General features: G+C 53.5%; 19 protein-coding genes. All 19 read left to right on the top strand.

Translation table 11 applies throughout. The annotated features are described in order from the left end of the window. The first annotated feature begins 104 nt into the window (after positions 1-104). The 19 genes from rpmH (at position 105) to BHK98_RS08305 (ending at position 18,101) form a co-directional block, all read left to right on the top strand. A complete protein-coding gene (gene rpmH, locus BHK98_RS08395) occupies positions 105-239 on the top strand; it encodes a 50S ribosomal protein L34 (RefSeq protein WP_075713321.1) in 135 nt (44 codons plus the stop codon). Continuing rightward, entirely contained in the window at positions 190-588 is a 399-nt protein-coding gene (gene rnpA, locus BHK98_RS08390) for a ribonuclease P protein component (protein ID WP_075713319.1), read from the top strand. The genes rpmH and rnpA overlap by 50 nt, the downstream gene beginning before the upstream one ends. Next, positions 585-815, top strand: a complete 231-nt coding sequence (gene yidD, locus BHK98_RS08385; protein ID WP_075713317.1) for a membrane protein insertion efficiency factor YidD — start codon at positions 585-587, stop codon at positions 813-815. Before rnpA ends, yidD begins: the two co-directional genes overlap by 4 nt. Positions 816-827: 12 nt before the next feature. Beyond that, positions 828-1,565, top strand: coding sequence for a YidC/Oxa1 family membrane protein insertase (locus tag BHK98_RS08380; protein WP_075713315.1), 738 nt, complete (start codon positions 828-830; stop codon positions 1,563-1,565). 47 nt (positions 1,566-1,612) lie between these two features. Then, the gene (gene jag, locus BHK98_RS08375; RefSeq protein WP_075713313.1) at positions 1,613-2,470 is read left to right on the top strand and encodes an RNA-binding cell elongation regulator Jag/EloR; all 858 of its coding nucleotides are present in this window, start codon (positions 1,613-1,615) and stop codon (positions 2,468-2,470) included. A 34-nt stretch (positions 2,471-2,504) separates the two neighbouring features. After that, entirely contained in the window at positions 2,505-3,875 is a 1,371-nt protein-coding gene (gene mnmE, locus BHK98_RS08370) for a tRNA uridine-5-carboxymethylaminomethyl(34) synthesis GTPase MnmE (protein WP_075713311.1), read from the top strand. 6 nt (positions 3,876-3,881) lie between these two features. Further along, positions 3,882-5,762, top strand: a complete 1,881-nt coding sequence (mnmG, locus tag BHK98_RS08365; protein ID WP_075713309.1) for a tRNA uridine-5-carboxymethylaminomethyl(34) synthesis enzyme MnmG — start codon at positions 3,882-3,884, stop codon at positions 5,760-5,762. After that, complete coding sequence (rsmG, locus tag BHK98_RS08360) at positions 5,762-6,505, top strand: 16S rRNA (guanine(527)-N(7))-methyltransferase RsmG (protein ID WP_083628173.1); 744 nt, start codon at positions 5,762-5,764, stop codon at positions 6,503-6,505. The genes mnmG and rsmG overlap by 1 nt, the downstream gene beginning before the upstream one ends. Positions 6,506-6,710: 205 nt before the next feature. After that, positions 6,711-7,484: a ParA family protein gene (locus BHK98_RS08355; protein WP_075713307.1), complete on the top strand. Its 774-nt coding sequence runs from the start codon at positions 6,711-6,713 to the stop codon at positions 7,482-7,484. Continuing rightward, a complete protein-coding gene (locus BHK98_RS08350; protein ID WP_075713305.1) occupies positions 7,484-8,380 on the top strand; it encodes a ParB/RepB/Spo0J family partition protein in 897 nt (298 codons plus the stop codon). The genes BHK98_RS08355 and BHK98_RS08350 overlap by 1 nt, the downstream gene beginning before the upstream one ends. A 102-nt stretch (positions 8,381-8,482) precedes the next feature. Beyond that, a complete protein-coding gene (locus BHK98_RS08345) occupies positions 8,483-10,243 on the top strand; it encodes a DHH family phosphoesterase (protein ID WP_075713303.1) in 1,761 nt (586 codons plus the stop codon). Between the two features lie 5 nt (positions 10,244-10,248). Next, positions 10,249-10,692 carry a 50S ribosomal protein L9 gene (gene rplI, locus BHK98_RS08340; RefSeq protein WP_075713301.1) on the top strand — a complete coding sequence of 148 codons (444 nt, stop codon included), beginning with the start codon at positions 10,249-10,251 and terminating at the stop codon, positions 10,690-10,692. Next, positions 10,692-12,005, top strand: coding sequence for a replicative DNA helicase (gene dnaB / locus BHK98_RS08335; RefSeq protein WP_075713299.1), 1,314 nt, complete (start codon positions 10,692-10,694; stop codon positions 12,003-12,005). Before rplI ends, dnaB begins: the two co-directional genes overlap by 1 nt. A gap of 17 nt (positions 12,006-12,022) precedes the next feature. Continuing rightward, positions 12,023-13,309 (top strand): DnaD domain protein, encoded by a 1,287-nt coding sequence (locus tag BHK98_RS08330; RefSeq protein WP_075713297.1) that lies wholly within the window; start codon positions 12,023-12,025, stop codon positions 13,307-13,309. After that, positions 13,293-13,631 carry an FtsB family cell division protein gene (locus tag BHK98_RS08325; protein ID WP_083628171.1) on the top strand — a complete coding sequence of 113 codons (339 nt, stop codon included), beginning with the start codon at positions 13,293-13,295 and terminating at the stop codon, positions 13,629-13,631. The genes BHK98_RS08330 and BHK98_RS08325 overlap by 17 nt, the downstream gene beginning before the upstream one ends. Next, positions 13,621-14,181 carry a ribonuclease M5 gene (gene rnmV / locus BHK98_RS08320; protein WP_075713293.1) on the top strand — a complete coding sequence of 187 codons (561 nt, stop codon included), beginning with the start codon at positions 13,621-13,623 and terminating at the stop codon, positions 14,179-14,181. The genes BHK98_RS08325 and rnmV overlap by 11 nt, the downstream gene beginning before the upstream one ends. Continuing rightward, the gene (rsmA, locus tag BHK98_RS08315; protein WP_075713291.1) at positions 14,138-15,004 is read left to right on the top strand and encodes a 16S rRNA (adenine(1518)-N(6)/adenine(1519)-N(6))-dimethyltransferase RsmA; all 867 of its coding nucleotides are present in this window, start codon (positions 14,138-14,140) and stop codon (positions 15,002-15,004) included. Before rnmV ends, rsmA begins: the two co-directional genes overlap by 44 nt. Positions 15,005-15,030: 26 nt before the next feature. Next, positions 15,031-17,040 (top strand): LTA synthase family protein, encoded by a 2,010-nt coding sequence (locus BHK98_RS08310; protein WP_083628169.1) that lies wholly within the window; start codon positions 15,031-15,033, stop codon positions 17,038-17,040. 155 nt (positions 17,041-17,195) lie between these two features. Beyond that, the gene (locus tag BHK98_RS08305) at positions 17,196-18,101 is read left to right on the top strand and encodes a hypothetical protein (RefSeq protein ID WP_075713289.1); all 906 of its coding nucleotides are present in this window, start codon (positions 17,196-17,198) and stop codon (positions 18,099-18,101) included. The last annotated feature ends 21 nt before the right edge of the window (positions 18,102-18,122 follow it).

The following is an 18,122-nucleotide window of genomic DNA, read 5'->3' as shown; positions in this document are numbered from 1 at the left end:
ATTGACATAAAAACATAATAAAAGTATAATATACCAATATGCGTGCACATATTGTAATTTAGATTGTGCAAAAATCAAATTTATATGATTAACGGGAGGTTAACATGAAACAGACATATCAGCCAAAGAAAAGACAGAGAAAGAAAGAACACGGCTTTCGTAAAAGAATGGCCACCAAAAACGGAAGAAATGTCCTCAAGAGACGAAGAGCCAGAGGCAGAAAAAAGCTCTCCGCATAAGAAAAAGCGGCGGGAAGACGTACTTCGATATCAGAAGGATTTTGACAGGGTTTACAGAAAGGGCAAATCAGTGGGCGATCGTTATGTCGTCGTGTTTTGTCTGAAAAATAATCTGGACCACAACAGAATCTCCTTTCTGGCCAGCAAGAAGGTTGGCAACAGTGTCCGTCGCAACAGGGCGCGCAGACTGATGAAGGAGGCGATGCGCCTCAGCGGGATGCGCCTGCCGTGCGGATATGATTTTGTGATCATCGCCCGCAATACGATCGACGGAGCAAAGTGCCAGCAGGTGCAGAAATCGCTGGAATCTGCGTTCAGAAGAACCGGGGTATTGAAAGAAGTGAAATGAAGTATATTAGCAATTTTGTAAGAAGGATATTCATATTGCTGATACGATTCTATCAGATATGTATTTCGCCGCTGTTTCCGGCTACATGTCGATTCTACCCTACATGTTCGACTTACTTTATCCAGGCGCTGGAGAAGTACGGGCCGATTAAGGGCACATATTTAGGAATACGGCGGATCTTGAGGTGTCATCCCTGGAATCCGGGGGGATACGATCCTGTTCCGTAATGGAGGAAATGAATGGATTTTTTTGGTATACTCGCTACACCGTTGGGATGGATCCTGACATGGCTGTATGATATGGTGGGGAATTACGCGATTGCGCTGATTATCCTGACTCTTATCGTGAAGCTCTGTCTTTATCCGTTCTATAAGAAGCAGATTCTTTCCACTGCAGGGATGTCAGAAATGGGTCCCAAGCTGCAGGCGATCCAGCGTCAGTACGCGGATGACAAGGAAATGATGAATCAGAAGATGACGGAGCTGTATAAGGAGGAAGGGGTCAATCCGATGGCAGGATGTCTGCCGATGATCATTCAGATGATCGTGATTATGGGCCTGTTCACACTTCTTCGTTATCCTTTGAAGTACGTTCCTTCGGAAAGCATGTACTTTGCGGTTCACGAAAGTTTTCTGTGGATTAATGACCTGGCACAGCCGGATCCCTGGATTCTGCCGATTCTGGCGGGAATCGCCACCTTTGCGTCCTTCTATATGTCACAGCAGAATGGCGCGATGCCGGGGCAGGCTCCGAACAGCAGCAACGCCATGATGAATGTCATGAAATACGGCTTTCCGATCATGATCGTCTGGCTGGCGAAGACCTACGCTGCGGGACTGGCGACCTACTGGTTCCTGAGCCAGTTTATCCAGATTTTCTATAATATCCGGTTCAATCAGATTCGCAGGAAGATGAAAGAGGAAGCGGAGGCGAAGAAAAGAGGAAAGAAGCACGCGAAGGCAGTTGCCAGAACGTAGCGACAGGATCCGCGCCTGCGGTGCGCGGATTTATACAAGGAGTAAATATGGATGTAACAGAAAAATGGGGCGATGATGTAGATTCCGCAGTGGAGCTTGCTCTCGCGGACCTCAAACTCACAAGGGACGAGGTTGACGTCACTGTTCTGGAAGAGCCGAGCCGGGGTTTTTTCGGTATCGGTTCCAAGCTTGCTCTGGTCAGAGTTGAAAAGAAGAAAAAAACCGAGGAGGAAGAGCCTGTGCCTGAAACAAAAAAGGCAAAGGTCTCCGTCACGGCGTCTGAAAGAAAGAAGCCGTCGGCCGGGAACCGTTCTGAACAGGCTCCGCGGAAATCATCTGAGAAGAAAAACCGTCATCGGAAGGCCGAGTCCTCCCGCAATGATTTCGACGATGCTCCCGTGCAGCGGAGCAGCAAACTGGAAGAGCTGGATTTCCATAAGACGATGGACGTTCTTCCGATCTGTGAGGACCATCCGGCAAAGGAATTTCTGGAAGAAGTTACAGAGCAGATGGGGCTGAAGCTCAACATGGTTGTCCGGGCGGATGAGGATAACGTTTACGTAAATATCGACGGAAACGATTCCGGCACGATCATCGGGAAGAGGGGACAGACGCTGGACGCGATTCAGTACCTGACCAGCCTGGTGGTGAACAAGGACAGAGACAACTACGTTAAGGTCGTCGTTGACGCAGAAAATTACAGATCCAAGCGGGAACGCACACTGGAGCAGCTGGCCAGAAAACTGGCGAATAAAGTCGTCCGCACCAGACGTCCCGTGAAGCTTGAGCCTATGAACCCCTATGAGAGGAAAGTCATTCACGCTACACTGCAGGATGATCCTCGTGTAACAACGCGAAGCGAGGGACAGGATCCTTATCGCAGGGTTATCATAGAACTGAACTGAGAGATATAGCCCGCACTTCGCGGGCTTTTATACTATGATGAAGAATACAATTGCGGCAATCTCTACGCCTTACGGAGAAGGCGGAGTCGGGATCATACGCATCAGCGGAGAGGATGCGGAGGAAATCCTCCGGAAAATCTTTGTTCCCGCGGTGTCCGGCGATCCCGTCAACAGAAGAATGACATACGGGCATATCGTGGACGAGGAACAGAACATCGTCGACGAGGTTCTTTGTGTGCTGATGAAAAAGCCAAAGACCTATACTGCAGAGGATGTGGTGGAGATCAACTGTCACGGCGGGATGGTTCCGCTGAGGAAGACCCTGGAGCTGGTGCTCCGCTCGGGAGCACGGGCGGCAGAGCGGGGAGAGTTTACAAAGAGAGCCTTTCTGAACGGCCGTCTTGACCTGACGCAGGCGGAGGCAGTGATGGATCTGATTTCCGCGAAAACAGACAGAACCTATGACGTGGCCGTGGAGCAGCTGGAGGGAATTCTGAGCCGGAAGATCCGGATGCTCCGGAGCATGCTGCTGGATGTGCTCGTGGATCTGACAGTGAATATCGATTATCCGGATGAGGATATCGAGGAGCTGACTTACCGGAAGCTTTTCACCGGGCTGGATCCCGTCCGGCAGCAGATTCAGACGCTGATTGACAGCGCAGATACCGGACGGATTCTCAGGGAGGGACTGCGGGCAGCGATTATCGGAAAACCGAACGTCGGAAAATCCTCACTGATGAACGGACTGCTCCGGGAATCCCGGGCCATTGTGACAGAAATTCCCGGAACGACGAGAGATACGATAGAGGAAAGTCTGAGCATACGCGGTATTCCGGTAATCCTTACCGATACGGCCGGAATACGCAGGACGGATGACAAGATCGAGTCCATCGGAATCGAGCGGTCCAAGGCCTCCTTCAACAAAGCGGATCTCGTGATTCTTGTGCTCGACGGGAGCAGGGAACTGGAGCAGGAGGATTATGACATCATGGAGCATGTCGATCCCTCCCGCACGATCGTGCTCATCAACAAAGCCGATCTTCCGCAGGTGCTGTCCGCCTCGGAGATTTCTTCGGCGCTGGGGGGAGCACAGACGGTATCCGGGAGCATGAAGGATATAGAAGGACTGAAAGCACTGGAGGACTGCATAGTTTCCCGAGTGGAAACGGATATGGCCGGCCGCCGGGAAAGTGTGCTGGTGACAAACGCCAGACACCGCGATCTCCTGGAGGAGGGAAAGAGGTCCCTCTGCGACGCCATCGATGCGGTCCGGAGGAAAGAACCTCTGGAAATTATTGAAATTGATGTAAACAGCGCATACGAGCGTCTGGGTGAAATTATCGGAGAGGCGGTTGCGGATGATATTCTGAACGAGGTCTTCTCCAGATTCTGTCTTGGAAAGTAGGGAACAATGGAACAGATTGTAATGGACCGGTATGACGTCATCGTCGTGGGTGCGGGGCACGCCGGCTGTGAGGCGGCGCTTGCTTCTGCGCGCATGGGGAACAAAACGATGATTTTTTCAATCAATCTCGAGGCTGTTGCCATGATGCCGTGCAATCCGTCTATCGGCGGAACCGGCAAGGGACATCTGGTCAGAGAGATCGACGCGCTCGGCGGAGAAATGGGAATCAATATCGACAAGACCTTCATCCAGAGCCGGATGCTGAACACCGCAAAGGGTCCGGCGGTTCATTCGCTGCGGGCGCAGGCAGATAAACATCAGTACCATATGGAGATGAAAAAGACTCTGGAAAGACAAGAGAATCTGGATATGAAACAGGATGAGGTTGTGGACCTGCTGACAGAAGAAGGCAGAGTCTGCGGCGTTGTGACCAGAACTCACTGCGTTTACCGGAGCAAAGCGGTAATCCTCGCCACGGGAACATTCCTGCGGGGTAAAATATTCATCGGCGGCAGCAGCTTTCCCGGCGGTCCGAACGGACTTGCTCCTTCTGAAGAGCTGGCGGAAAATCTGCGGAAGCACGGGATGAAGCTCCGGAGATTCAAGACGGGCACGCCGGCCCGCGCCCTTGCCTCGACCTTTCATTATGACAAAATGATTCGTCAGGACGGGGATGAGAAAATCGTCCCCTTCTCCTTTATGAATGAGCACCTGGAACGGGAGCAGATTCCCTGCTGGCTTACGTATACAAATGAAGAGACACACCGTGTCATCCGGGAGAATTTTCACCGGTCGGCACTGTTCGGCGGAGAAATCGAGGGCATCGGTCCCCGCTATTGTCCTTCTATTGAGGACAAGGTGAAACGCTTCGCAGATAAAAAGCGCCATCAGCTTTTCATCGAGCCGGAGGGACTTGATACAGAGGAAATGTATATTCAGGGAATGAGTTCAAGCATGCCCGAGGATGTGCAGCGGGAATTCTACCATACGATTGAAGGGCTGGAGGATATCCGTATCACGCGGGCGGCTTATGCAATCGAATATGACTGCATCGATCCTCAGGAGCTGAAGCTTAATCTGGAATACAGGAATATCGGCGGGCTGTTCTGCGCCGGCCAGTTTAACGGGAGCTCTGGATATGAGGAGGCGGCTGCGCAGGGACTTATGGCCGGAATCAACGCTTCGCTGGAAATAAATGGAAGAAAGCCCTTCGTCCTGGACAGAAGCGAGGCTTATATTGGCGTTCTAATCGACGATCTCGTGACCAAAGGTACTAATGAACCTTACAGAATTATGACGAGCAGAGCGGAATATAGGCTGGTTCTGAGGCAGGACAACGCAGACGAGCGTCTGACAGAGAAGGGATATGACCTGGGACTCGTGTCAGAAGAGCGTTATCAGCGGTATCTTTCCAAAAAACAGGAAGTTGAACGAGAAATCAGCCGTCTGAAAAATACATCAGTTGCACCCGCGGACGCATCGCAGTATCTGGAGGAACGCGGAAGTTCTCCGCTGCAGAATCGGGTTTCGCTTTATGATCTCCTTCGCAGACCGGAAATCGATTATGATTCGCTGGCGGAGATTGACCCGGACCGCCCTGACCTTTCCTCCCATGCCAGAGACTGTGTGCAGGTCCGTATCAAATATCAGGGCTACATTGCCAAACAGCTTCAGCAGATCGAGCGGTTTAAAAAGCTGGAGGATAAAAAGCTTTCACCGGACCTGGATTATGACGGGATTCGGGGACTGCGTCTGGAGGCCGCTCAGAAGCTGGGGCGTATACGACCGCTGTCTGTCGGTCAGGCCGCCAGAATCTCAGGCGTTTCGCCGGCGGATATCAATGTTCTGCTGATCTATCTCGAGAAACAGAAGAGGGGAGGACTCTGATGGACATGATAGGTGGAGAGATGACAAAGGAAAAACAGAGAGAAATGATGAGGAACACTCTCGGAGAGATGGAGATCCGGTGCACAGAAGAAGACAGCCGCAGACTGATGGAGTATATGAGACTTGTGCTTGAGAAAAATCAGCATATCAATCTCACCTCCATCACCGACCCCGATGAATTTATCCTGAAGCACTTCCTGGATTCCGCTGCCGTGATGAAGCTTCCGGAATACAGAGCCGCAGATACCGTTCTCGATCTGGGAACCGGCGGAGGATTTCCCGGTGTGCCTCTGGCAATACTGACTCCGGATAAACAGTTCACTCTGATCGATTCCCTGCAGAAAAGAGTCCGCGTCGTGGAAGAAATGTGCGGGGAAATCGCTCTGACCAATGTAAATCTGCAGCACGGCCGCGCAGAGGATCTCGGCAGAGACCAGCGGTATCGCGAACAGTACGACCTGTGCCTTTCCAGAGCGGTCGCCGATATGGCGGTTCTCGCGGAATATTGTCTGCCCTTTGTAAAGACGGGAGGGTACTTTATTTCCTACAAGGGATCGGACATAGAAGAAGAACTCGGCGCTGCTAAAAAGGCGATTCGTGTGCTGGGCGGCCGGATTGCCGGAGTCGAGGCCGTGAATATAAAAGGGCTCGAACATAACTTTGTTATAATACGAAAAGAAACCTCCACGCCCGGCCGTTACCCGAGGCAGGCCGGTAAGCCGAAAAAATCGCCGATACGATAAAACGGGCAGCCTCAGCCCCGCGCTGACAATGAAGAATCGACGGGAAAGGAACTGCCATAGAACGCCGGAAAGCCTTGAAAATTCACGATTTACAATAAATGTTTCACGTGAAACATTTATTTTTTACCGGAAACTATGGCAAATGTCACGGGGGTATATTATAATAGAGGAACAGGTAAACATGTCAGTAATGAGGAGGATAAAATTGGGTAAAGCAATCGCTATTTTTAATCAGAAGGGCGGCGTTGGAAAAACCACGACCAACATCAATCTCGGAGCGTGTCTGGCGCTGAAAGGAAAACGGGTCCTGATGCTGGATATCGATCCTCAGGGTAATACCACAAGCGGTATCGGCGTTTCTAAAAAGGAACTGGAGTATACCGTTTACGAGCTCCTCATTGAGGACAATTTCGACCCGAGGGACGCTGTGCTGCATACCAGTGTGGAGAATCTGGATCTGATTCCGGCGAATGTGGATCTGGCCGGAGCGGAAATTGAAATGGTCCAGCTGGAAGGGCGCGAGAAACGTCTGCAGAAAGCAATCGACAAGATCCGGAACGACTATGACTATATTTTCATCGATTGTCCGCCTTCGCTCGGACTGCTGACCATCAACTCTCTGAGTGCAGTGGAATCGGTGCTGATTCCTATTCAGTGTGAATTCTATGCGCTGGAGGGTGTGAGCCAGCTGATGAGCACGATTGAGCTTGTGCGTAAGAATCTGAAGCCTGATCTGGAGGTGGAGGGAGTCGTCCTCAGCATGTTTGACGGACGCACCAATCTCTCGATTCAGGTGGTTCAGGAGGTCAAGAAATACTTCGGAGCCAAGGTTTATTCCACCGTGATTCCCAGGAATATCCGGCTTGCGGAGGCACCGAGCTTCGGAATGCCCATCGTCGAATATGATCCTCGGTCCAAGGGCGCGGAGGCGTATCGTGAGTTTGCAGAGGAATTCCTTGAAAGAGAGGGCGTCTTATAATGAGTGGGAAGTCTCCTAAGAACAGAGGTCTGGGAAGAGGACTGGACGCTTTATTCGCGGACCAGGCTCCTATCGACCCGGGCAGAAACAATGAGAAGACGGCAGAAGGTCCGGATGAAAACAGCATCATCTATGTGGATATTAATGACATCATTCCCAACCGCAACCAGCCGAGAAAGACCTTCGATCCTGAGAAGATTACAGAGCTCAGCGACTCCATCCGCGAGCACGGCATTATTCAGCCTCTGGTCGTCCGCCATGCGGACGGTCATTACGAGATCGTCGCGGGAGAACGCAGATGGCGGGCCGCGAGGGAAGCGGATCTGGATACGGTTCCGTGTATCGTCAGAGAGTTTACCGATGAGGAAAACATGCTGGTGGCGATTATCGAGAACATGCAGCGGGAGGATCTGAATCCCATCGAAGAAGCCATGGGTCTCAATGAAATGATAAAGGCCTACGGACTGACGCAGGAGGAGGTCTCCAGAAGCGTCAGCAAAAGCAGACCGTACATCACCAATTCACTGCGGCTGCTGAAGCTCCCGGAAGAGATACGGGAGCATGTCAGAGCGGGCAGACTGACTACGGGACACGCACGGGCGCTCCTGGGAGTGAGGAGTGAGGCGCGGCAGAAGGAAATCTGCGACAGAATCATCAGAGAGGGAATTTCCGTCCGAGAGGCGGAGAAGCTGGCTGCCGGAGGAAAGCCGGGAAAAAAGACTCCGGCGAAAAGAGTGAAAAGTCCGGACACCGTTTCGGTGGAAAACGAACTCAAGGAAATATACGGAACGAGAGTCTCCATCAACCAGAAAGGAAAGAAGGGGACCATCGAACTGGAATTTTACAGCCGCGAGGAGCTGAACCGGCTTATCGACATATTGAAATCAGTGGAGTAGAGGGTAATGTTTCATGTGAAACATTTTCCGGCCGCAGCGGCGGAAATGTGAGAAGAACGGCGCGAACGGACAGCTGCAGCCGGATCATGTGAGGAAGAGTAAATGAGCGAAACCATATTTGAAAAAAAACTGACGGAGAGCGTGCCTTTTCCGATGTGCGTTGTGGATCAGAAAGGGAAGATCGTTGGATTCAACTCGCGGATCAGCGACGTTTTTATATATGATGAAATCACCGGAAGCGATTTCTTCGCGCTGACAGGGATCCGTATCGACGATCTTATGACGGCGGCGGAGACCGATGTCTACCGGACGATTGAGCGCAACGGAAAAAAATTCCGGCTGTTTTCCAGCATGAACGGAACAGCGCCCCCCAGCAATATGCTGGTATACTTCTACGATATAACGCGGTATGAGTCGCTGAAGGAGACCTACGAGGAAGAGCGGACCTGTGTCTGTATCATCCGCATTGATAATTACGATGAACTGATCGCCAGCACGCTGCCGGACATGCGCATGCAGATTTCCACGCAGGTGGACAAGACGATCCGGAAGTGGGCGGCGGACATCCGGGCATCGATTATCAATAACAAAAGCGACGAGTATGTGATGTACTTCCAGCATTCCTATCTGAAGGGCATGGTAGACAGCAGGTTCGCGATACTCGACGAGATCCGGCAGATCGAGACGGAGGCGGATTTCCCGATGAGCCTTTCCATCGGCGTAGGAAACGGCGGCGAGACGATTCTGGAGACGGAAGAGGCGGCAAGCGCCGCACTGGATCTGGCGCTGGGGCGGGGCGGCGATCAGGCCGTGGTCAAGCGGTACAATCAGATCGATTACTACGGCGGAAAGCTCCAGACCGTGGAGAAGACGAACAAAGGAAAATCCAGAGTAATCGCTCATATCCTCCGGCAGATGATCGAGGACGCCGGACGGATTATGATCATGGGGCATACCAATCCGGATATGGACTGCTTCGGCGCCGCGCTGGGAATGGTACGCGTATGCAAGATGCAGGGCAAGGAAGCCCACATCGTTCTGGACGAGGTCAACGATTCCCTTCGGGTGATTTATAAGCAGGCCAAGGAGTCTTCCAAATACAGCTTCATTTCCGGAGAGCGGGCACAGGAACTGGCAGGCGACGACACGCTGTTAATCATCGTGGACACCCACAGGCCCGGATATCTGACCTGCAGGCCGCTGATTGACAAGGTGGGAAAAATTGCCATTATCGACCATCACCGCCGGGCGGCCGACGCTATCAAGAATGCGGATTTGTCGTACATCGAGTCCTACGCATCATCGGCGTCGGAGCTGGTGTCGGAAATCCTTCAGTATTCGGGACGCAAGCGCGCGCTTTCCAAGTTGGAGGCAGAAGCTCTTCTGGGAGGAATTACCATTGATACCAACCGGTTCGCCGTCAAGACCGGCGTCCGGACCTTCGAGGCCGCGGCGTGGCTGCGGCGTTCCGGAGCGGACACCACGGAGGTGAAGCGGTTCTTCCAGACCGACATGGACGCGTTCCGTGTCCGGGCCAGGAGCATTGCGGCGGCACAGCTTCACGACAACGGCATCGCCACCTCTGTCTGTGAGGGATACAACCGGGACGCGCAGATTATCAATTCACAGGTTGCGGATGAGCTGCTGAACATCAAGGGCGTCCGGGCATCCTTTGTCGCAAGCAGAAACGACGCGGGGAAAACGGTGGTGAGCGCCCGTTCCCTGGGCGCGCTGAACGTGCAGGTGATTATGGAGAAGTTGGGCGGCGGCGGACATCTGACCACCGCGGGAGCACAGGTCGAGGAAAGCCCGGAAGAGGTTCTGGAGCTGATCAAACACATTATTTCAGAGGAAAAGGAGTGACATAGATGATTGTAATTCTCAAGAGAGATGTAAAAGGCAGCGGCAAGGCCGGCGATATTGTCAAGGTGAACGACGGCTACGCCCGGAATATGCTGATCCCGAGGGGATGGGCGATTGAGGCGACAAAGGGTAACGTGCATACACTGGAAAAGGTGAAGGAGAAGCAGGCGGAAGAGGAGGCGGCGAGAAAAGCCGCGGCGGAATCGACGGCGGAGAAGCTTCGCGACCTGGAGGTGGTCATCCGTACCAAGGCCGGCGAAGGCGGAAGACTGTTCGGCAGCATTACCTCCAGGGACATTGCGGAGGCGCTGAAGGAGCAGCACGATATCTCAGTAGACAAGAAAAAGATTCAGCTGCCCCAGCCGATTAAGGCGATGGGAAGCTTTGAGATTAACGTGAAACTGTATCCGGAGGTGGCCGCCAGGCTGAATGTGAAGGTGACAGACTGATGGCAGAGAAGATCCCTCCCCATAATCTGGAGGCGGAGCGTTCCGTTCTGGGAGCGGCGATGCTGAGCAAGGACGCTCTTTCAGACATTATTGAGCTGGTCCGTCCGGAGGATTTTTACGACGGGGCGAACAAAGACATCTTCACTGTGATGATGGATCTGTTCCGGGAGGATAAGCCGGTGGATATCGTCACGGTCTGTGATGAAATGAAGAATCGGAAAATACTGGAAAAAGACGGCGGACGAAGCTATGTGGCGTCTCTTTCCAGCGAGGTTCCTTCCGCTACCAACGCGTCAGAGTATGCGCGGATCGTCGCGGAAAAGGCTTCCCTGCGGAAGCTGATTCTGACCGCGGAGGAGATCCGGGAGAAGGGCTTCGATGAGAACGAGGATCCGGGGGAGATTCTGAATTACGCGGAGCAGTCTATCTTCGGAATCGCCCAGTCCAGGCAGAGCCATGATTACACGCCGCTGAAGGAGGTTCTGTTCACGGATATCGACATGCTGGACGAGGCGGTACGCAATCAGGGCAAGATCACCGGCGTCACCACCGGCTTCAGAGAGCTGGATAAGGTGACCTATGGACTGCACAAGTCCGATCTGGTCATCCTGGCTGCGCGGCCTGCAATGGGAAAAACCGCCTTCGCCCTCAACATCGCGCAGAACGCTGCGGTGAAGGGCGGCGCGTCGGTTCTGATCTTCAGCCTCGAGATGTCCAAGGAACAGCTGGGGCAGAGACTTCTGGCAATGGAAGCCCGGGTGGAGATGGAGAACATCAAGAAGGGAAACCTGGACCGGGAGGACTGGGACCGCATTATGCTTGCGGCGGATACTTTGTCCAAAGCGAATATCAACATCGATGACACGCCGGATCTCAGCGTGTTTGAGATTAAGAACAAATGCCGGCGGCTTAAGACTGAGAAGGGGCTGGATCTGGTGGTCATCGACTACCTTCAGCTGATGAAGTCGGACGGACGGGCGGAGAGCAGGCAGCAGGAGATCAGTAATCTGTCCCGCTACCTGAAGCTGCTTGCCAGAGAGATGGACTGTCCGGTTCTGGTTCTGTCACAGCTGTCCCGCATGCCGGAGCAGCGGCCGAACCACAGGCCGATGCTGTCCGACCTCAGAGAGTCCGGCGCCATCGAGCAGGACGCAGATATCGTCATCTTCCTGTATCGGGACGATTACTATAACGAGGAATCCGAAAAGCCGGGAATCTGCGAGGTCAATCTCGCCAAGCACAGAAGCGGCCCGACGGCAACCGTCGAGCTGACGTGGGTGGCCCGGTACACCAAATTCAGTGATAAGGCATAATCGGGGTGAGGCAGAGCGTGAGTTTCATCAAAGGAAAAGTCACAGATTTCTATCTGCACGATTCACAGATAGAAAATATTTTTATCAATGAATACCTGCCGGCGGCGCCGGGAGATTTTGTCAAGGTATACCTGTTCGCATATATGTACGCCGAGTTCGGCATGGAGATGACGGACAAAGTAATCGCCAAGCAGCTGAGCGTTTCCGAGAAAAAGGTGGCGGAGGCGTGGACCTACTGGGAAGAGGTGGGCGCCATCCGCAGGCACTACATCGGCGCTTCCGGGAAGGCTGATTACGCGGTGGAGTTTCTGAGTCTGAAGGAGCTGATGTACGGCAGCGGCGAGGCTGTTTCCGACAGTGCGGAGAAGCAGGAGGCGGTCTTCGGTGACGAGCGCTTCCGTGAACTGTTCGATGAAATCGAGCAGACTATGGGGCGCAGCCTCAGCTCCACGGAGATCCGCAGCGTAATCTCCTGGATCATGGACGACAGGATTCCGCCGGAAATCGTCACCTACGGAATCGGCTACTGCGTCGAAAAGGGTAAAAACAGCTTCCGGTACATCGAGAGCGTCATCCGGCGCTGGACGGAGAACGGGCTGTACACCGTGGACGAGGTGAACCATTACCTGGAGGAAATCGACCAGAGATTCTACCAGTACCGCCGTGTTCTGCAGGCGCTGGGTCTGACCCGCAACGCCACAGAGAAGGAGCGGGAGATGATGGATCGCTGGTTCGACGTATACGGATACAGCATGGACCGTGTTCTTGACGCCGTCGGGAAAACCACCGGGATCACGAACCCGAATTTCAGCTACGTCAACAAAGTGCTGGAAAACTGGAAGGAGGACGCAAAGCGCCGGGGCGACAACGACGTGAACAAAAAAATCACGGTGACTCAGGCGCAGCTGAAGGAATATTACCTGTATCTGCGGGAACGCTCCGAACGGGACGCAGAGAACAGGACACAGGAGGTGTACGCGCAGATTCCGCGCATCCGCGAGATCGACCAGCGGATGCAGCAGTTGGGAACCGCACTTTCCAAGGCGCTGATTGAAGGCCGGGAAAGCGAGGTCGGAGCGGGAATCAATAAGGAGAGAGATGATCTGGAGGAAGAACGGGCGGTTCTTCTGACTGACCATAATTTTGAGCTGGACTATACAGATAAGAGATATTATTGTAACAAATGCCATGATACAGGCATCACTGACATGGGAGAGCCTTGTTCCTGCAGGGGGAAGCGTATGGAAGAGGCTGAGATCTGGCTGAAACAAAAAGCGGGTATGGAAAATGGAAAGGAAAACTAGGAGAAATACCGGGAGAAGAAAAAAGAGAGTGCGGATCAACAAGACCCGCATGGCGCTGACCGTGGTGATTTTAATCGTCGGGATTATTTTCGCGCTTTCGGTTAAAAACATCGTGGAGCTCCGCATCGAGCAGAAGAACCTGAAAAAGGAGAACGTGGAGCTGAAGGCGGAGAAGAAGAAGCTGGAGGCGGAGCTGAAGAACGTCAACGACAAGAACTACATCGAGGAGCAGGCGCGCACCCAGCTGAATATGATCAAGCCGGGGGAGATCCTGTACATCACCGGTGACGATGACAACAAAGGAAAATCCAATGAAAAGTAAAATACGAGAGGTGATTATCGTAGAGGGACGGGACGATACTGCGGCGGTTCGCCGTGCGGTGGACGCCCAGACGATAGAGACCCACGGCTTCGGAATGAGCGATCGGATGTGGGAGCAGATTGAGACTGCTGCGCGGACGCGGGGAATCATCATTTTCACTGATCCGGACCCGGCCGGCGAAAACATCCGCCGCAAGGTGAAGGAACGTTTTCCGGAAGCCGGGGAGGCCTTTGTGCCCAGAGACAAGGCGCTGCGGGGACAGAATATCGGCGTGGAGAACGCTTCTCCGGAGGCGATCCGCGAGGCTCTCGCCCGTGCTCACTGCACAAAACAGGATGGAAGTGAGGTCTTCACCATGGAAGACCTGGAGGCTGCGGGTCTGTGCGGCGCAGAAGGAAGCCGCCTTCGCCGGGAGAAGGTCGCGGCTGCTTTGGGAATCGGCTACGGGAACAGCAGGCGGATGCTTGCGAGACTGAACGGATTCGGCATAACGAGAGAGGAATTTTATGGAGCTGTACGATCCATCTGTAATCCGGGCGATCCGGAATAAATACGGTTTTCAGTTCTCCAGAAGTCTGGGGCAGAATTTCCTGACAGACAAAGGCGTCATCGACGGCATCGTCGACGGCGCGGAGATCGGACCGGAGGACCTGGTCATTGAAATCGGACCGGGAATCGGCGTGCTTACCTGCGCCGCCGCGGAAAAAGCGGGCCGCGTGGTCGCTATCGAGATCGACGAGAGACTGATCCGGATTCTGGCGGACACGCTGGCCGGATACGACAATATCCGCGTCATAAATGAAAATGTTGTGAAGATGGACCTTGCGTCCTTGATTTCTGAGGAAGCAGGTGTAAAATACAAACATGTGAAGATTATCGGAAATCTTCCTTACTATATAACGACGACGATTCTGATGAAGCTTCTGGAGAGTCATCTTCCTGTGGAGAGCATCACCGTCATGATGCAGAAGGAGGTGGCGGAGCGGATTAAAGAACCGCCGGGCTCCCGCGTTTACGGCGCGCTGTCTGTCGCGGTGCAGTATTACTGTGAGGTGAGCGTGGTTGAGGAAGTTCCGAGAGAGGTATTTCTTCCGGCGCCGAAGGTGGATTCTACGGTGCTGCGTCTTGATATGCGCCCGGAGCCTCCGGTGAGCCTGCTGGATGAGGCGATGTTTTTCCGCTGCGTCCGGGCGGGATTCGGGCAGAGGCGAAAGACTCTGCTTAATTCCCTGACCGGGGCCGGCTTCAGCAAGGACGCCATAAGAGCGTGCCTGGAGAAGGCCGGCATCGATCCCCGACAGAGGGCTGAAACCCTGTCGCTGCAGAATTTCGCGGCCATCGCCAATGGCTTTGTGACAGGGGAAAACGGATAAGGAGATACAAAAGAGGAAACTTGTTTATGAAAAAAATAAAGGACTTGAAAATCGTTTCAGACAAAGGCGTCCGCTATGGGATGGCGCGGTACGCGATATGGGCCTGCATCGTCAATCTTATTCTGGAGACACTGGAACGCCAGAGCATCCCGGTACTGGGCGGAATTATTTTCGTATTTACACATCCGCTGATCTTTTTTTATAACGCGCTGCTGATTTTCGCGACGCTGTCGGTCTGCTTCCTGTTCCGGCGGCGGATATTTTTCGCGACGATCATATCCGGACTCTGGATCGCCATCGGAATCGCGAACGGCGTGATTCTGACGCAGAGAATGACCCCCTTCACGATGAAGGATCTCAGTGCCATGACGGACGGCGCCACGATCATGACCAATTATATTTCCCGTACAAAGCTGATTGTGATGGTCGTCTCCCTGGTGATCATGGCCGTCGTGCTCGTATGGCTGTTTGTCAAGGGGCCCAGAGTAGAGAAGGGAAAGCTTAAGCTGAAGAGGAACCTCCTCGTGGTGATTCTGATTATCCTCACGGCCTTCGGCAGCACCGTCGGGCTTTTGAAAATCAACGTGCTCAGCACGTTCTTCGGAAATCTTGCCTATGCCTATCAGGATTACGGCGTCGCGTACTGCTTTGTCAACACATGGCTGAATCAGGGGATTCACAAGCCTTCCGACTATTCTGAGGAGAGTGTGAGGAAGGTGATTAAGGATAGCGGCATCAGCAAGAGCGGGACGGTGAAAATCACGAAGACAAAGAGCAGGGACAGCGAGGACGGGCCGAACATCCTCTTCCTGCAGCTGGAATCCTTCGTGGACCCTACTTTGTTCACTAATGTGGAGTACTCGCAGGATCCCATTCCGTACTATCGTTCGCTGATGAAGAAGTATTCCTCCGGGTCTCTGACGGTTCCGGCCTGCGGCGCCGGTACTGCGAATACGGAGTTCGAGGTGATGACCGGAATCTCGGTCAAATTCTTCGGACCGGGCGAATATCCGTTCAAATCTGTCCTGAAGGACAAGACCGCGGAGAGTCTCGCCTGGGATCTGAAAGATATCGGCTACGGAACCCACGCGATACATAATCACAGGGCCATGTTCTATAACCGCAACGACGTGTTCAACAATATCGGCTACGACACCTTCACCTCGCTGGAATACATGAGCGGCGCGGAGAAGACGCCGAAGAACTGGGCCAAGGACAAAATCCTGACCTCACAGATTATGGATGCGATGAAATCCACAAAGAGCCGAGACTACATCTATACGATTTCAGTGCAGGGGCACGGAAAGTACCCCAGCGAGAAGATGATCGCCGATCCCAGGATCAAGGTGACAAAGGCGCCCAGCGAGGCGGCGAAGAACGAGTATGAATACTACGTCAACCAGATCTATGAGATGGATCAGTTTGTCAGGAAACTGACGGAGACTCTTTCTAAATACGATGAGAAGGTGGTTCTGGTCATGTACGGCGACCACATTCCGGCTCTGGACATCACAGAGGACACCTACAAGGCGAAGGATCTCTACCAGACTCAGTATGTAATCTGGAGCAATTATAAGATGAAAAAGCAGGACAAGGATCAGGCGGCCTATCAGCTGGCGGCCGATGTGCTGAACCGTGTGGGAATCCATACCGGCACGATTTTCAGATACCATCAGAACGTCAGCCACAAGTCTGCATCCTACCTGCCGAACCTGAAGCTTCTGGGATATGATATGCTCTATGGACAGGAGTACGCCTACGGCGGAAAGAATCCGTTCAGAAAGGCCGGCATGAAGATGGGCGTCAAAAAGATCAAGATCACCAAGGTGGTCAACGTCGGCGGAAAATATTATATCAAGGGTCAGAACTTCACGGAGCAGAGCAAGATTACGCTGGACGGAAAGCAGCTGAAGACTGTCTATCTGGGTCCGAGCCTGCTGGGTCTGCTGGAGGAGGTCGATCCCAACGACGCTTCCAAGATGAAGGTCAGCCAGATTGATAAGAGCAACAATTCGATTATCAGCACTACAGAATAGGATAATATTGCCCCGGCGAAGGTCGGGGCGTTTTCATCCGCGCGGCGGCCAGGCGGGCGCCGGAGGGCGCTGAAGAGCGCCTGAGAGCGCTGCGGAGCATCCTCCGCGATGAGACGGTCGTTTTCATCCGTGCGGAGAGCGAGAGAGGAGAAGGAATGGTGATCAGAAAAATTGCGGCGGCGTATTTCAGCGCAGCGGGAGGAACAAAGGAAGTGACAGAGCGCATCGCGGCGAAGCTTGCAGAGCAGTACGCCGCGGAGACCGGCGAGATCGGAAATGAGAACGCCGGAAGAGACGCCGCGGAGACCGGAGAGACCGGCGCTCCGGAGGTGCGAACCGTTGATTTTACGCTTCCCTGCGCTCGCACAGAAACCTTTGTATTCGACAGGGAGACGCTGGTGGTATTCGGGACGCCCACTTATGCGGGCCGCGTTCCCAACAAGGTCCTGCCCATGATTCGTGAGCTGTTCAGAGGTAACGGGGCACAGGCGGTTGCGGTGGTCACCTTCGGAAACAGAAATTTCGACAGTTCGCTTACAGAGCTGACGCAGGAGCTCAGCGGACTGGGTTTTGTTCCTGTCGCGGGAGCCGCCGTGGCGTGTCGCCATGTCTTCTCGAAAAAAATCGCTCCGGGACGGCCGGATGCAGAGGACCTGGCGAAGGTGGACAGGTTTGCGGAACAGGTGAAAACTAAATTAGACGATGCATCAGCAGCCGGAATGGGTACAGCGGAAATCGCATTGATTGCGGGGCGTGAAGAGGTGGGTCCGTATTATACGCCTCTGGGGAGAGACGGCCTGCCCGCGAAGTTCCTGAAGGCTAAAGTTCAGACGAATCTGATTAAATGCGATGACTGTGGAATCTGCGCCCGCGTCTGTCCTCTGGGATCCATAGACGTCATGGAGACGTCCCGGGTGCCGGGAATCTGCATCAAATGCCACGCCTGTGTGGTGAACTGTCCTCAGGGTGCAAAGTATTTTGGCGATACCGCCTTCCTGTCCCATGTGGCGTATCTGGAGGAGCATTGTCAGAGACGGGCGGAGCCGGAATTTTTCCTGTAGAATCCGGAAATCACTGTAACA

The organism is Hornefia porci (assembly GCF_001940235.1).
Classification (GTDB): domain Bacteria; phylum Bacillota; class Clostridia; order Peptostreptococcales; family Anaerovoracaceae; genus Aminicella; species Aminicella porci.
The sequence above is the reverse complement of the archived record's forward strand: the minus strand, read 5'-3'. Positions and strand labels throughout refer to the sequence as shown.

Excerpts from the sequence above, each read along its gene's own strand:
- rpmH (WP_075713321.1), top strand. The coding sequence starts at position 105 with ATGAAACAGACATATCAGCCAAAGAAAAGACAGAGAAAGAAAGAACAC.
- rnpA (WP_075713319.1), top strand. The coding sequence starts at position 190 with ATGTCCTCAAGAGACGAAGAGCCAGAGGCAGAAAAAAGCTCTCCGCAT.
- yidD (WP_075713317.1), top strand. The coding sequence starts at position 585 with ATGAAGTATATTAGCAATTTTGTAAGAAGGATATTCATATTGCTGATA.
- BHK98_RS08380 (WP_075713315.1), top strand. The coding sequence starts at position 828 with ATGGATTTTTTTGGTATACTCGCTACACCGTTGGGATGGATCCTGACA.
- jag (WP_075713313.1), top strand. The coding sequence starts at position 1,613 with ATGGATGTAACAGAAAAATGGGGCGATGATGTAGATTCCGCAGTGGAG.
- mnmE (WP_075713311.1), top strand. The coding sequence starts at position 2,505 with ATGATGAAGAATACAATTGCGGCAATCTCTACGCCTTACGGAGAAGGC.
- mnmG (WP_075713309.1), top strand. The coding sequence starts at position 3,882 with ATGGAACAGATTGTAATGGACCGGTATGACGTCATCGTCGTGGGTGCG.
- rsmG (WP_083628173.1), top strand. The coding sequence starts at position 5,762 with ATGGACATGATAGGTGGAGAGATGACAAAGGAAAAACAGAGAGAAATG.
- BHK98_RS08350 (WP_075713305.1), top strand. The coding sequence starts at position 7,484 with ATGAGTGGGAAGTCTCCTAAGAACAGAGGTCTGGGAAGAGGACTGGAC.
- BHK98_RS08345 (WP_075713303.1), top strand. The coding sequence starts at position 8,483 with ATGAGCGAAACCATATTTGAAAAAAAACTGACGGAGAGCGTGCCTTTT.
- rplI (WP_075713301.1), top strand. The coding sequence starts at position 10,249 with ATGATTGTAATTCTCAAGAGAGATGTAAAAGGCAGCGGCAAGGCCGGC.
- dnaB (WP_075713299.1), top strand. The coding sequence starts at position 10,692 with ATGGCAGAGAAGATCCCTCCCCATAATCTGGAGGCGGAGCGTTCCGTT.
- BHK98_RS08325 (WP_083628171.1), top strand. The coding sequence starts at position 13,293 with ATGGAAAGGAAAACTAGGAGAAATACCGGGAGAAGAAAAAAGAGAGTG.
- rnmV (WP_075713293.1), top strand. The coding sequence starts at position 13,621 with ATGAAAAGTAAAATACGAGAGGTGATTATCGTAGAGGGACGGGACGAT.
- rsmA (WP_075713291.1), top strand. The coding sequence starts at position 14,138 with ATGGAGCTGTACGATCCATCTGTAATCCGGGCGATCCGGAATAAATAC.
- BHK98_RS08310 (WP_083628169.1), top strand. The coding sequence starts at position 15,031 with ATGAAAAAAATAAAGGACTTGAAAATCGTTTCAGACAAAGGCGTCCGC.
- BHK98_RS08305 (WP_075713289.1), top strand. The coding sequence starts at position 17,196 with ATGGTGATCAGAAAAATTGCGGCGGCGTATTTCAGCGCAGCGGGAGGA.